The sequence below is a fragment of the Bacillus sp. FAU18 genome (assembly GCF_056033885.1).
Window position 1 is genome coordinate 1253291 of sequence record NZ_JBVYHZ010000004.1, and the last position, 14229, is coordinate 1267519.

The 14229-nt window shown below is 44.9% G+C and carries 16 protein-coding genes and 1 riboswitch; of the genes, 2 read left to right on the plus strand and 14 right to left on the minus strand.

The window, feature by feature from the left end; genetic code table 11:
* Nucleotides 1–3 precede the first annotated feature (3 nt).
* The 9 genes from liaF to AC0OMU_RS17700 form a co-directional block, all read right to left on the minus strand.
* Nucleotides 4–729, minus strand: a complete 726-nt coding sequence (liaF, locus tag AC0OMU_RS17660) for a LiaRS two-component regulatory system accessory protein LiaF (protein WP_100505807.1) — start codon at nt 727–729, stop codon at nt 4–6.
* 33 nt (nt 730–762) lie between these two features.
* Nucleotides 763–1635 (minus strand): LiaG family protein, encoded by an 873-nt coding sequence (gene liaG, locus AC0OMU_RS17665; RefSeq protein WP_474241382.1) that lies wholly within the window; start codon nt 1633–1635, stop codon nt 763–765.
* A 100-nt stretch (nt 1636–1735) separates the two neighbouring features.
* The gene (gene liaH / locus AC0OMU_RS17670) at nt 1736–2413 is read right to left on the minus strand and encodes a stress responsive protein LiaH (protein ID WP_003228506.1); all 678 of its coding nucleotides are present in this window, start codon (nt 2411–2413) and stop codon (nt 1736–1738) included.
* Between the two features lie 26 nt (nt 2414–2439).
* Nucleotides 2440–2820, minus strand: coding sequence for a cell envelope stress-induced membrane anchor protein LiaI (gene liaI, locus AC0OMU_RS17675; RefSeq protein WP_003243447.1), 381 nt, complete (start codon nt 2818–2820; stop codon nt 2440–2442).
* Nucleotides 2821–2981: 161 nt separating this feature from the next.
* Nucleotides 2982–4250 carry an MFS transporter gene (locus tag AC0OMU_RS17680; protein ID WP_003244338.1) on the minus strand — a complete coding sequence of 423 codons (1269 nt, stop codon included), beginning with the start codon at nt 4248–4250 and terminating at the stop codon, nt 2982–2984.
* A gap of 176 nt (nt 4251–4426) precedes the next feature.
* Nucleotides 4427–5008: a cob(I)yrinic acid a,c-diamide adenosyltransferase gene (locus AC0OMU_RS17685; RefSeq protein ID WP_017696410.1), complete on the minus strand. Its 582-nt coding sequence runs from the start codon at nt 5006–5008 to the stop codon at nt 4427–4429.
* 22 nt (nt 5009–5030) lie between these two features.
* The gene (locus tag AC0OMU_RS17690; RefSeq protein ID WP_080467268.1) at nt 5031–6359 is read right to left on the minus strand and encodes an ABC transporter ATP-binding protein; all 1329 of its coding nucleotides are present in this window, start codon (nt 6357–6359) and stop codon (nt 5031–5033) included.
* The gene (locus AC0OMU_RS17695) at nt 6359–7420 is read right to left on the minus strand and encodes a FecCD family ABC transporter permease (RefSeq protein ID WP_015483679.1); all 1062 of its coding nucleotides are present in this window, start codon (nt 7418–7420) and stop codon (nt 6359–6361) included. The genes AC0OMU_RS17690 and AC0OMU_RS17695 overlap by 1 nt, the downstream gene beginning before the upstream one ends.
* Nucleotides 7383–8327 carry an ABC transporter substrate-binding protein gene (locus AC0OMU_RS17700; protein WP_124059082.1) on the minus strand — a complete coding sequence of 315 codons (945 nt, stop codon included), beginning with the start codon at nt 8325–8327 and terminating at the stop codon, nt 7383–7385. The genes AC0OMU_RS17695 and AC0OMU_RS17700 overlap by 38 nt, the downstream gene beginning before the upstream one ends.
* A 106-nt stretch (nt 8328–8433) precedes the next feature.
* Nucleotides 8434–8572: riboswitch (cobalamin riboswitch) on the minus strand.
* A 153-nt stretch (nt 8573–8725) separates the two neighbouring features.
* Here AC0OMU_RS17700 and AC0OMU_RS17705 point away from each other — a divergent pair.
* On the plus strand, nt 8726–9517 hold the full coding sequence (locus AC0OMU_RS17705) for an SDR family NAD(P)-dependent oxidoreductase (RefSeq protein ID WP_015384617.1): 792 nt from the start codon (nt 8726–8728) through the stop codon (nt 9515–9517).
* A 36-nt stretch (nt 9518–9553) separates the two neighbouring features.
* Here AC0OMU_RS17705 and AC0OMU_RS17710 read toward each other — a convergent pair whose 3' ends face one another.
* From AC0OMU_RS17710 to sigO, 5 genes are all read right to left on the minus strand, one after another.
* Nucleotides 9554–10432 (minus strand): SMP-30/gluconolactonase/LRE family protein, encoded by an 879-nt coding sequence (locus tag AC0OMU_RS17710; protein ID WP_014477954.1) that lies wholly within the window; start codon nt 10430–10432, stop codon nt 9554–9556.
* Nucleotides 10433–10503: 71 nt separating this feature from the next.
* On the minus strand, nt 10504–12246 hold the full coding sequence (gene yvrG / locus AC0OMU_RS17715) for a two-component system sensor histidine kinase YvrG (RefSeq protein WP_181220121.1): 1743 nt from the start codon (nt 12244–12246) through the stop codon (nt 10504–10506).
* Nucleotides 12243–12956, minus strand: a complete 714-nt coding sequence (gene yvrH, locus AC0OMU_RS17720; protein WP_003243545.1) for a two-component system response regulator YvrH — start codon at nt 12954–12956, stop codon at nt 12243–12245. Before yvrH ends, yvrG begins: the two co-directional genes overlap by 4 nt.
* Nucleotides 12957–13097: 141 nt before the next feature.
* Nucleotides 13098–13337 carry a sigma-O factor regulator RsoA gene (rsoA, locus tag AC0OMU_RS17725; RefSeq protein ID WP_015384620.1) on the minus strand — a complete coding sequence of 80 codons (240 nt, stop codon included), beginning with the start codon at nt 13335–13337 and terminating at the stop codon, nt 13098–13100.
* Nucleotides 13338–13340: 3 nt separating this feature from the next.
* The gene (gene sigO, locus AC0OMU_RS17730) at nt 13341–13871 is read right to left on the minus strand and encodes an RNA polymerase sigma factor SigO (protein ID WP_181220122.1); all 531 of its coding nucleotides are present in this window, start codon (nt 13869–13871) and stop codon (nt 13341–13343) included.
* A gap of 201 nt (nt 13872–14072) precedes the next feature.
* Here sigO and AC0OMU_RS17735 point away from each other — a divergent pair, with 201 nt between their 5' ends.
* Nucleotides 14073–14225 (plus strand): YvrJ family protein, encoded by a 153-nt coding sequence (locus AC0OMU_RS17735; RefSeq protein ID WP_003244090.1) that lies wholly within the window; start codon nt 14073–14075, stop codon nt 14223–14225.
* Nucleotides 14226–14229 lie beyond the last annotated feature (4 nt).

Consider the following 14229-nt stretch of genomic DNA (forward strand, 5'->3'; position numbering starts at 1 on the left):
TTCTCATACGTACTTCACATCCACATCACCGATAAATAAGGAAACGGACACTTTGACCCGGCGCTTTGACTCGCTGAAATCGGTTGACGCGGCATATACCTTCGTGCTTAATCCGCTTTTCTTCGAGCCGATCAGATTGATGTCTCCTATAAAAACAGCCGAGCTGACAGCCACTTCAAGGTCCGATGGTACATAAATATCAACGTTTCCAATGACTCCGCTAATGACGATTGTACTTTCTCCCTCAGGAATCATCGCTTTAGACAAATCGATTTTGATATCACCGATAAAACCAGAGACATTTAAATCATTCAGGTCAAACGGCTGCTTCATCATTTGCAGCTCTCCGATAAAAAAGCTGCGCATGTCGGGATGTTTTACATCTTTTGGCGTCTCATGATGTTCTTTTTTATTGAGATTGACCTGTTTCTCATTCGGTTCAAATATCGGCTTCCCTTTGATAAGCCTATAGCCGGCGTAAATCAGAAATGCGGCAAACGCATAGCCGAATAAATTAAAGGTGATGCTGAAGAGGTTTTTCAAAAATAGAAACGCGGCAAAGATATACATGACGGAGCCAAGCCAATCACGGGAATATTTTTTAAGGAAATAGCCGGCAATCAGAAAAAAGAGCGGCCAAAACAGCAGATCGCCTATTCCGATAATTTGCAAAAACATACTGATGCCGAATAAAGCAATGATCAATCCGAGAAGCTGTTTTTTTGTCATTCCTGGTGTCCGCCTCCTTTCTTCTGCCTGGTGCTACCGTATCGCTAGATCCCCGCTGTCCGTTTTGATGTCGATTGGATGCCGGCCGCTTCCTTGCGTGCCTGTGATGTGATGCTGTTCTTTATGTGTTTTATCAGCAAATGAATACGGCGAACTGACGTCACCGCTTGCTGATAAAGCATTGACTGCAAAGCTGCCGTTTTGGGGAAGGCTTAAATTAGCATCACCGCTTGTCAGCGTGACAGATACGGGACCGGTTACCTTTTTCAATACAGCATTAAAATCTCCTGAAGTCATTTTCACATCAAGAGAGCCTGATACATGAACCAGATTTGCGTCCCCTGAAGCTAAATCAATGCCGGTTGTTTTGGAGACGGTATTTGAAATGGAAACATCCCCCGATGATGCCTTCACTTTCAGGTCTTGAAGGCGGACGTCCGTCACGCTCGTATTTCCGCTCGCAGATACTGCGTTCAGCCCGGAAAGCGCAAGATGGTCATTCCCGGCCACAGACACGTCGCCGCTTGAGGTTCGTACTGCCAGATCACCTTTATAATCATACGGAAGCCTGACGATAAGAGTTGAACGGTTAAACCCATTCAAAAATTGAAAATCTTTTTCCTTTACGGTCAGCTCCAGTTTTCTTTTGTTTTCAGTAACAAATAACTTTCCTGAGTCTCCTGAAATGCCTGCCGATATGTCACTTCGTTCTTCCGCTATAATCCGGACATCCTTGCTATCCGACTCAATGACCATGCTGTCAATGTCAAGCGGCGATGCGCTGGCTGAATCGGCTTCTGTGCCATTTATGAAACCTAGGCCTGCAGCAAACACATCTTTTACGACAACGGCGAAAAAAACCAGAATACCGGCAGTGATCAACAGTTTGCCAAGCATTTTTTTCATTCGGTTTCATCCTTCTCATTCATTCTATTATAAAGGAAAAGCTTGCGAATTGATACGTGCGGAAGGGAAGGACTTGACCGCAAATCCTTCCCCGTTCCGCTTATTCATTTGCCGCTTGTGTCTGGTCTGATTTTTGCAGTGAAAGTGTCCGCATTTTTTCAATCTCCGCTTCCACATCGTCTGCGAATTCTTTACGTGTAAGTTCTGTGCCGGCTTCCGCTGACTTTGAATAATTCGCGCGGATTTCCATTTCTTCAATACGATTTTCAATACGTAAAAATTCACGATACGCGCTTTCACTGTCAATTTTGTCAAATGTCGTATTCATATGCTCTTTAGCTTTCGCCGCATTTGCCCGCGCAATCAGCGCCTGTTTTTTATCCTTTACGTCCTGAAGCTTTGTTTCAAGTGCAGCCAGCTGCTCTTTCAGATCAGCCAGCTGACTGTTTGCCTGTTCATAGGAAGCTTTATGCTCAGCCGCCTTCCCTTCTAAATACTTCATTTCAGTCAGCGCCTTTTTCGCCAGTTCTTCTTCACCCGCGTCAAATGCGAGCTGTGCCTGATTTTTCCGTTTGCCAGCCACTTCAGCGGCTTCTTCATATTTTTTCTTAAATTGATAGGCAATCGTGTGCTGTTTCACAATTGTTTGCTTTGCTTTTGCGATGTCGCTTTCCATATCGCGTACATATTGATTCAGCATCACCTTTGGATTCTCCATTTTATCAAGTCCTTCATGAACTGACGCAACAAACATGTCTCTGATTCTTTTTAATACCATACCTAATTCCTCCTAATATATTGATATTATTTTTTCTTCAAAAATTCTTCCCATTCGTCATCAAAGTGAGATTGGTAGGCAGCAGAAGCCGGTTCAGGATCAAAAGATGATACACCGTTATCAGCTGATCCGTTTTTCATCAGCTTCCAGCCGTAATACACCATAGCGGCTGCCAATGCGATTCCGACGACAAACGGAAGTGAGCAGATGAGCATAATGGCTCCGATACCGCCCACGATGATTCCCGTGATGGTTTTTCCCGCGGCAAACCTTTTGATTCCTGCGTATGTCATTAAGCTCCCGATGGCGAGCGGGATGATAAAGCCGAAGCTTCCTCCTCCAAAAAAGACAGAGATCCCAAATACAATTAATAAGAATCCGCCTATTGTTTTCTTGTTTATCTTCATGCAGATCCTCCTTTCGTTTTCCTTGTCTTCATCTTATACAAGTTGGAAGATATGCAAAACGAATCAGAGATTGATTTTTATATAAGACCGGAGTCGTATCTGGCACCGGACCCATCGGCACAAAAAAACGCCATGCACGAGGCATGGCGTTTCAAAACCCTTTATAGATGAACACTTGCTTCCCTTTCTTTAATCAGGTCGGACCTTTCTGCTTTGGCCAGTTTTGTAAACAGCAAGATTCCGATACCCGCAATAATTTCTACAATCCCGCCGACAGCGATCACTTTACCTGAGCCGAAAGCATTAGCGGCATACCCGCAAATGACAGCTCCGGCAGGAATCGAAATATTTGAGATCATATGTATAACGGCGTAAACCTGCGGCTGATCCTCACTATCCACAGACGTCTGGATAATCGTGTACTCAGGAACATTAACAGCACTGACTGCGGCGCCAAAGGTAAAAGCAGCGAAAAAGACGAGCGGCAAAAAGGTATTCATCCCGGTAATAAAGAAAGCAAATCCTTCAATAATGCCGGCAGTGACGAATAACAAGCCGTACCTGTTTACCTTGACTTTCGCCAGCACAAACCCTAATAAAAACGCGCCCGCGGCGGTGGTGGCCTTTAAAAGCGAGTATACGATCGGCTGGCCGTTTAAATCTTCCGCAACGTATACGGCAGAGAGCGCTTCCCATGGGGCAGCCGCGAAATTCATAAAGATACAGTAAATGGCGAGCGGATATAAAATCTGGTGTTTTCTGACGAGCCTAAAGCCGCGTTTCAGTCTTCCGATATATGTTCCTCTCTGTGTAACAACCGCAGACTCTGATTGAGATTCAACCGCAGTGTACTTAATAAAAAGAACGAGAAAACCTGACACCAAATAGAGCACAAGTGCGATAAGCATGGTATAAGAAGGACTGATAAATGTAAGAAAAGCGCCGCATAATGTGACAGCCCCAAGCCGGACAATTTGAGCGGAGGATTGCAGCACAGCGTTTGCTTTTTGAATGCCCTGTTCATTGACGATTTGAGGAATCAAAGCGATAGAGGCGGGATTGTAGGCAGCTCCAGTGGCTGAATGCACAATCATAAGCGTCATGACAAACCACAGCGGAGAGAAGCCCGCAAAATGACATAGAGGGATAATCAAAACAATCGCCGCCCTTGTCAGATCTGAAAAGTACATCCAAAATTTCAGCGTGGTCTGTTTCATAAAAGGCCCCGTCACAGGCGCCAGAACGGCTTCCGGCAAAAAAGTGACCGCAATCAATAAAGCAGTGCCGATCGCACCTTTGCCGTCATAAATTAAAAACCATAATATTGAATTAAATGCGAACATATCGCCGGATATCTTGACTATTCTTGAGAAAAACAGATAATTGAAATTTCTCTTCCAGATGCTATCACTTTCAATTAAATTCACCATCCATCAGAGCCCCCCACTGCCTATTTTTTACATCTATTTATTACAATATCTCATTTTTCCATTTTTCAGTCAATAATTCATAAGGTTCATTTTTTGTCGTAAAATGGGAAATTGACAGAGTGAAAAACAAAAAAGCCGGCATATATTTGAACACGCCGGCTTTCGGTTTTCACTTTTTATGATTCGCTGCTGTTTCGGTCCCGAAACACAATGGCACTTCTTTCATATTCTACATCGCCAATACCGCTTCTTGCATTCACAACCCGGGCGGCGGCAAAGAAATAATCGGACAGACGATTGAGATAACGCAGCACTGTTTCATGAATCTCCTCCGATTTCATCAGCGCCACCACTCTTCGTTCTGCCCTCCTTGTAATGGTGCGGGCGATATGGAGAAGCGAAGCACCCTTTGATCCGCCTGGAAGAATAAATTTCTTCAGTTCCGGCGCTTCTGCTGTATAGGCATCAATGCGCGTTTCTAAAAAAGAAACAGATTCTTCCGTTAGTTTATAGTCTTTTCTTTCTGTGACGATTGCCAGATCGCCTCCGCAGTCAAACAGCTCATGCTGGATGGTCAGCAGCTCGGCTGTCAGATCTTCAAAGCCGGGCTGCCCGGAAAGCTCTGCCAAAGCAAGCCCGATAAAGCTGTTAAGCTCGTCAATCGTGCCGTAGCTTTCGACGCGTAGGCTGTCCTTGTCCGTTCTGCCCCCGACTAAGCCCGTTTGTCCCTTATCGCCTGTTTTTGTATATAGTTTCATACCCTGAATCTCCTTTACAGACTTATTCAAACAACTCAGCAGCCTCTTTTACACATTCAGCTGTCCCTTTCTTTATCAATTGATTCAGCCGCTGTTCTATGTTTTCGGATTGCTGAGTTTGAGTCGCGGCGATGAGAATATCACCTGTGCCTCTTCCGTCTCCCAGCACTTTCGTCCGTTCTGCTTCGGCAGCCATAAGAGCCTTGATGAAGAATTGATCTGCCGCATAGCCGTTAATCAAAATCCAAATCGAAAAGCCGGTCTGAACGCATATGAAAACGGATAACTCTCCGTCTTCATATGTTCGATACACGAAACGGTCAAGTCTTTCTGGAGAAGCCATCGCACACGTCTCCTGCAGTTGAAAACCGCTTTCTGAAAGACAGGCCGTAAGTCCTTCTATCGGATCTGGCTGATCTGGCAGCCGTTTATGGATCAGCGTCCTGCTCCACGAAAACCCTGCACCGATAGGCGTCGAGGACAATGTTCGAAGCGGGATTTCCGTTTGCAGAAGAATGTCATCACGCCCCGCTTGGAGCAATGCTTCAAATGGGATAGACTGCCGCTTCACGCTATCTTTTTCAGGCTGAATCACAATCATCGGTTTAGGTGAGCTTTGATGAACCAAGGCGGTGACATCTGTATCGTACACCGCCTTTATGCTTTGTTCTGTGACAGCATATTCCGGTTTTTGCTTAGGCCCGGCTGTACCGTTTTTCATAAACATGAGCTCATCACAGTACAGGCTTGCGGTGTTCAGATCATGAAAAACACTGACAGCTGCCAATCCGCTTTCTCTCGTCAGGCGTTTGATCAGATCCAGCAGGTCTTTTTGAAAAGCCAGATCGAGAAAATTAGTCGGCTCGTCCAAAAATAAAATACGCGGCTGCTGCGCCAAAGCTTGTGCCAAATACACCCGCTGCTGTTCCCCTCCGCTTAGTTCGCGAATCGGCCTTTGCGCAAAATTGGCCACTCCTGTTTGCTCCATTGCTTCCTGTACAATGGCTTCATCCTTTTCAGTCTGCTGTCTGAACAGCCCCGTTTGGAATGGATATCTGCCAAAGGCTACAGTTTCTTCGACGGTAAAGGTGAAGGCTTGATCCGTTTTTTGCGGCAGGACGGCCATGATTTGCGCCAGTTCCTTCGGTTTATAGTCCGCCAGCAGTTTTCCGGCCAGATAAACGCTGCCTTCCTTGGCCGGCAGCGTACCTGTCAGCAAGTGCAAAAGCGTGGTTTTTCCGCTTCCATTAGGGCCGAGAATTCCGAGAAATTCTCCCTTCTCCACTGTTAAGCTGACATTGTTAATTAGGCGGCTGTCGCCGTATCCTCCCGACAGCCCTTCTGCCTTCATCATAAGTTTCTCCCCCCGCGGTGCTGCCGAATTAAAATAAGAGCGAACACAGGCGCTCCCGCCAAGGACGTAATGATCCCGATCGGCAGTTCAATCGGCTCAATGATGGTTCTGGAAAGCAGATCGGCTAAAACGAGAAACCCTGCCCCAAGCAAGGCGGACAGCGGCAGTAAATGCCGATGGTCCGTTCCCCACAAAAGCCTTGTGATATGCGGAATCACAAGGCCGACAAAGCCAATCGTACCCGATACTGCCACAGCGCTTCCCGTCAAAAGAGATCCGGCTATTAGAATCATCATCTTCCTCTGCTGAACGCTGACTCCAAGAAGCTTTGCTTTATCTTCTCCATATGTCATCACGTTCAGTTCCCTTCCGTTTATAATCAATAAAATAGTTCCCAAAAGAAAAAACGGGAGAAACAAAATAACATAGCTCCAGCCCCTCATTGAGACGCTGCCAAGCAGCCAATGCACAATCGGAAGCAGGTTGTCTCCTGTCAAGGCGATGATAAGAGAAATAAATGCGCCCAAAAAAGAGTTAGTGATGACACCGGTCAAAATGAGGGTGGAAACAGACATTGAAGCATGAACGAGGCGGCTGAAGAAAAGGACCGCCGCCATCGTGGCAAGTGCAGCGGCTACACTCACAACCGGGAGTGTAAACCCTCCGATGACAGGAAGGTGCAGACCTAAGAACAGAGTTACAACAGCTCCGACTGAAGCACCGGATGACACACCTAGCGTATAGGGATCAGCAAGTGGATTTTTCAATAATCCTTGAAAAGCGGCCCCTGCAATAGAAAGAGCCGCCCCCACAAGGGCGGCCAGCACAACTCTCGGCAGTCTGATATTCATCATAATATTAGTGTACATCGGATCATCAGAACCGATAGAGCCGCCGAAACCTTGATGCCAAAAGACACGAAAAACAGCGGGAATAGGAATATGCAGGCTGCCGCAAGAAATTCCTAAGATGATGCTCACGGCTAAAAATGAGAAACCAATGATATATGCGGCATAACGATTATTCCTTAAACGTATCCGGGTAAATGCTTTCCGCAAGTTCTTCGACCCCTTCGATCAGACGGGGACCGGAACGTGTCACAAGATCAGGGTCCACATCATATACACGATGATGTTTCACAGCATTGATTTCGCTCCAGCCATCGCGTTTTTCCACAGCTTTCGCTTTCACACCGTCCGTTGTAACAATTGCATCAGGATTGAGTTTTACGATCGCCTCATCTGTCATTTGCACCCATCCTGTCTGATCCGCAGCTGCGTTTTTAGCATGGATGACATTCAGCATTTCATTCATAAACGTATCTTTTCCGGTTGTATAAATGTCAGGATCAGGAGAAACCTCGATAAATACGCTTTTCTCCTCGTCTTTTGAAATGGTTTTCGCTTTTTCTTGAATATCCTTTAGATCTGATTTCATGCTTTTCACGAGCTGATCGGCTTTTTTCTCCGCCCCGGCAGCTTCTCCGATCATTTCGATTGATTTGTACACCTCGGAGAATGATTGTGCATCATTGACAGTCAGCACTGTAATGCCCGCGTCCTTCAGCTGTTTGATGGCATCCGCTGATGCTGACATGGAAGACTCATGGGCCAGAACGAGATCTGGTTTTAAAGAAATGACTTTTTCAACGTTTACATTCATATCTCCGACTTTCTCAACCTTTTTGACTTCCTTTGGATAGGTATCGTTTGTGGTGACACCGACCACTTTGTCACCAAGGCCGAGTGCGTATGTAATTTCTGTGTTGCTCGGCATTAATGAAACAATCTTTTTTGGCTCTTTTTTGATGGTTACATCTTGGTTTGACGCGTCATCAATGGTGACAGGGAACGCTTCTGTTTTTTGTTTGGCCTTTGAATCCTTCTGATCCGCAGGATTGCCGCAGCCTGCCAGCATAACAGCAGCCAACAGGAGCGCAGTCCATATCCCGGCTCGTTTTTTCATAAACCTTTCCTCCTAAACGAATTAAAAAAAGCATCTCTACGACGGTAAAGATGCTGTAAACAACACAAAAAAGCCTATTGTTTACACATCATCTGTCCTCGCAGACTTCGTGCTGATCAAACAGGCAGGTATCCTGGCTCTTGGCGCTTGGCCAATTACAGTGGCGGGACCGCACCGGCTTTTACCGGTTTCCCTATTAAGCCGGCTGTTGTTCACGTACCGGCACCTATTTGACATTCGTATCCTTTTTTCGGAGTAATTATACTATATGACTGACAGGCTTGTATATGCGTCCTGAATGACTTTTCCCCGTATTATGTATGGGAGCAAAATCCTCGTAAACACTAAATTTGATCTTGTATACTTAATACCATCATCTATCAAAAGGAATGATTCTTATGGATTTACAGCTAAAAGACAAACTCGTCTTAATCACCGGCTCGACGTCCGGTATCGGGAAAGCCGCCGCAAAAAGCTTTCTGCAAGAGGGTGCGGCAGTCATTGTCAACGGACGCAAACAGGAGACTGTCGATCGTACGATTGAAGAGCTTTCTGGCTATGGAACAGTGCACGGTGCTGCTGCCGATTTGTCAAAAACAGATGAAGCAGCGGCTTTTATCGAAAAAGTAAATGAAATCGGTGATATCGATATCCTTGTCAACAACCTTGGTTTCTTCGAGGTAAAAGACTTTGCAGATGTGACAGATGAAGAGTGGAATCAATATTTCGAAGTGAACGTGATGAGCGCTGTTCGGACAAGCCGTCACTTCCTTCCAAAAATGCTTGCCAAAAACAGCGGCCGTATTTTAAATATTGCAAGTGAAGCAGGCGTCAAACCGCTCCCAACGATGATTCCATACTCAATGACAAAAACGGCACTGATCAGCCTTTCAAGAGGAATGGCTGAAATGACAAAAGGCACAAATGTGACGGTCAACTCAGTGCTCCCGGGACCTACTTGGACAGAGGGCGTGGCATCCTATATGGAAGGTGCCGCACAAGCAGCCGGGCAGGATACAGATACATTTATCAAAGACTATTTCAAGGTCAACGAGCCAACCTCTCTTATTCAGAGATACGCGACAGCAGAAGAAGTCGCCAACACAATCGTATTCCTCGCGTCTGACGCCGCATCCGCCATTAATGGCACTGCACAGCGTGTGGAAGGCGGCATTATCCGTTCTCTATAACATGCAAAAACGCATCCGTCTATCGGATGCGTTTTTTTATACGTCTCCAGCAAATGGTACCGTCTGATATCCGCCTGTTTCCAGTTGTGCTGAAAACAACCCTCCAGCGTGAGGCTGCTCGTATCTCTCTTTTTCTGTCATTTGTTCTGTTGCCGTTGTAATGTAAAGAGTTTTTAAGTCTCTGCCGCCGAACGCGCAGCACGTGACATATTTAGCCGGCACGCTGATTGAATTGATTTCTTTTTTCTGAAACGGGTCAATGTGAACAACGCGGCTGCCGCCAAACAGCGCCACCCACAGCATGCCATTTTGGTCAATTGTCATGCCGTCCGGCAATCCGTCTGACTGATCAAAACGATAGACAGGTTCTGGATTCGAAACATCTCCGCTTTGAGGATCATAGCTGTAACGCACAATCTCCTGCGTCGGCGTGTCGATGTAATACATCAAATTCCGCTCGCGGTCCCAATCCAAACCGTTTGAGGTGGAGACTTGATCCTTGATTTTGACAAGACTGCCGTCTAGATTCAAACGGTACAGCGACGCCTGTTTTTGCTCGCCTTCCATGCTCGTCGTCCCCGCCCAAAGCCTTCCGTACGGGTCACATTTAGCATCATTAAATCTCAGGCTCTCATGCATGTCCTTCGGCTGTTTAATTTTTTCCAAGCTGTCATCCCGAAGATGATACAGGTAAAACCCGTCCTTCATCGTCATAATCAGTTCATCCTTTGAATATTTCGCAAGCGCCGTCACAAAGGATTTGAATTTGATCGATCGGTTGATTTTTTCTTCAGGGTCAAAGATGTGGAGCTCGCTCCCCAGGATATCAACCCAATATAAGCGGCCGTTTTCTTCATCCCATAACGGGCCTTCTCCAATCACTGCCCGAGTGTCTGCTTCCAATACTGCATCCATGTGTTACACCTCTTTAGCTTCAGTCTATATATTGTTATTCCCGGCAAAGAGGTGTCCAAACCACTTGATGTTTATTGTTTTTTAAAAAGGATGGTAATGACTGTTCCAATGTTCATTCTGCTGTTCACATGTATCGTTCCGTTATGCAGATGAACAAGCTCCTTGGCAATCGCGAGCCCGAGACCCGTTCCGGCAGTTGAATCTTTTGTGTTCGTCCCTCTGTAGTAACGGTTAAACAAATGGGTGATCGTTTCTTCATCCATTCCTTTCCCATTGTCCTTCACCTTTAAAGAAATATGATTTTTTGTTTGCTCCAGAATGACTTGAATCTCTGTTCCTTTGCCGTTGTGCTTCACGGCATTCCCAAGGAGGTTTTCTAATATGCGCCTGAACCACGCTTCATCAAGGGCAAATTCAATATGCTCTTCTTTGGATACAAACGAGATATCATAGCCTTCAGAAAACGGATTTTTCTTAAAGTCCTCAATGACATTTTTAAAAAACGGGATAAGGCTAGTGAGCTTTCTCTCAATAGGAAGAGCATCATTTTTCAGCCGATACGTTAAATTTAAATCTTCAATCAGCTTGGACATGTATTCAGATTTTTCTCTGACAACCTGCCCCATTTCTTTCACTTCTTCCGGCGACCAGTCATACTGCTTCGACTCGAGCATCATGCTGTAGCCGTAAATGCTGCTGAGCGGTGTTTTTAAGTCATGTGACAAACCGGCAATCCATTCTTCCCTTGTCGCCTGGATTTTTTCTCTGTTTCTTTTATCCCTTCTCAGCGTTTCAGTCAGCTGATCCATTGATTCAAATATCTCACCGAAGAAGCGGTACGGCTGTTTGATTTTTCCCTTTTTATTTTTGCTGACAGGACGGCCTTCCCGGTTTCTGGGCTCCTCAAGCTTCCCTTTTGACAGATTGACCAGCCATCTAATCGTGTGAAAAATCGGCAGCCCGAATCGGAACATATACCAAACGGTCATCCAAATGATATACATGAACAAAACGGCCATCACGAGAAACATCGCTTTTAATACAACCTTCAGGAATGATTTGTTAAACTCCTGATCGGTTACATAGACTGGGTTCGGCACCGTAGCGACCATCCATCTGTCTTTATTGAGGATCTTAACGGAAATTTCCCGCTTATAATTCCAAGGTTTAGAGCTGTATTTAAGCAGCTCCAGCTGGTTCATCGTTTTTCTTTCGCTTTTTGTGCTGTTGATGCTGTCGAGAATGTTTCCATTGCTGTCTAACAGGTAAATGGCGCCTTTTTTCCGTTTAATATAGTCGATGGTACTGGACTTATAGTGCGCTAGTGAGTCTATCTTTTGTTCGCGCTTTTCAACGGAAGTCAGGAGCTGTTCACTTTTTGATTTCCAGCCGGACAATAGAAGATACGACTTATCTTCAATATTGATGGCCCAATAATTCAGTTTATAGTTATGAAGCTTTTTGGTTTTATAAATAGACAAAAGCTCTTTCTTGGTATAGGTGCCCGGCACGTCTTTTGGCACGCCGTAGGAATAATCAGTGTTTCCTTCCGAATCAATGATTTGCATCCAGCCGTGCTGTTTATCAACAGATTTCTTCAGGAAATTATCCACTTCCCATGTCCCGTCTTCGTTTACATCGAGATACGCCTCAAGTGTGTCGGTCGTTGCCTTCGTCAGCCCTGAATTGGATTCCGCATCGCTAAAACGAGCGTCTAAATAGAAAAACGACGCAACAAGCATAACCGTAAGCAGCAGGATCACAATCAGCATCTGGCCGAAAAAGTGAAACAAAAACTTCCATCTTAACCTCATGACCGCTTGCCTTCAGGATTTGGGATAAAACGATAGCCGAGACCTCGAACGGTTACAATATACTCCGGATTGCTCGGATCGCGCTCAATCTTCTCCCTAAGCTTGCGAATATGAACCATGACGGTGTTGTTGTCACCGTAGGAAGGATAGCCCCATACTTTTTCATATATTTGATCTTTGGAAAGCACCACGTTAGGGTGTTCACAAAAATACTGCAAAAGCTGCAGAAGCTGGGCTGAACAGGCAACGGCTTCCCCGCCTACGATCAGCTCGGCATTTTGCGGAGAAAAAGTAAAATAATCATATGTGTAGGTTTGATTTGAACTCGTTTCTTTCGATTGATATGTACGCTTGAGATGCGCTCTGATCCGCGCCGCTAATTCCAGCGGATTAAATGGTTTTGTGATATAGTCATCAGCTCCAACCGCAAAGCCCGATAATTTGTCCGCGTCGGATGATCTTGCCGTCAGGAAAAAAATCGGAGCGTCTGAATACTCTCTGATCAATGTGCAGGCTTCAAAACCGGACATTCCGCCCATCATGACATCCAGCACAATCAAGTCAACCTTATTGGCCTTCACAACGGGAATCGCTTCTTCTGCGCTTGCCGCATCCAGTATATTTCGATAACCTTCTTTTTCGAGAACGCGTTTGATCATGTCCACAATCGCTTTCTCATCGTCTACGATTAAAATTGACGCATTTTCCACTTTTATGTTCCTTTCTGTCACTGTTTTTTTCATCTTATCATTATATCGTTTATTTATGGTACATTTTTGAATACATTGGAGCTTGGCAAATCAAAACAGCAAAAAAGGAGCAAACACGCGCTCCCTTTCATATGAAAAATATTATGAGTTCTCATCTACCATGTACAAAATAAACTCCCAAAACCCCGGTACATCCTGACACAAAAGCATATCAGCCTTTTCAAACATTTTGATCTTCAGCTCTTGCTCTAAATCTTCTCTTTCTTGATAGGACGTATTGCTGAGTTTTTTTCTGATCATCGGTGAAAAGCATGCAATCAGGTGCTCAATGTCATAAGTCTCGTCTTTTTGTCTCTTTTTTTGTTCAAACTGGCCGTCCACAGCTTACTTTTCCCCCTTTGTTTGCGCCGCTAGCTGCTTTCTGATATTCTCTAGCCCCTTTTTATGAATGTTGGAGATGTTTTGTCGGGACTCCCCTAATGAATCTGCAATCTCCTGCATCGTGGCACCGTGAAGATACACTTTCGTCAGCACACTTTTTTGTTTGTCAGTCAGATTCTGAATCGCTTGGTAGAGCTGATAATCCTGAACATGCTGGCTCAAATCATCCTGCCTGTCTAAAAATTCTTCAAATGCATCGCTTCCTGTTTCGGAAGGAAGCCGATCTCCTGCCTCCGGATGATCAACCGTCAGCGGATACCGTTTTTGATTTTTGCGAACCCGCTTATCAAAATCAATAGAAAAGATGCGAATCATTGAATTCATATACTTGACGATGCGGATTTCTTTATAAAACTGCTTAAATAGCTCGTCCAATGATTTTGCATCTTTTTCGTTAGGGCTTTCCATTACGTTTTTGAACAAACGGTAATGCTGAGGATTGCTCAAAAAATGCTTCACGATGGGATGCTTCATTATCTCCTTACATTTTGACCGTAAAAGACTTTGATAGTCCATCAAACCGCCTCCCTACTAAATTAAATGAAGGAAAGCAAAAAAAAGTAAACTACTACTTTCCGACTAGTGTTTTGCAAAATACTTTGCAGCAGTTTACGTTTTATCGGATTTCCTTCACTTACATACATGACTGCAGAAAAAGAAGGGAGGTATTTTCCAATGGATCAGGTTTTTATAGAGGAAGTCGTAAAACAGATCGGCAATTTGGGGTTTCCCGCGCTGATTGCAATGTATCTGCTGACCCGATTCGAAAAGAAGTTTGATCAACTAATAGAACTAATGACAGAACTGAAAGATCATGCAAAAAAATAATTTT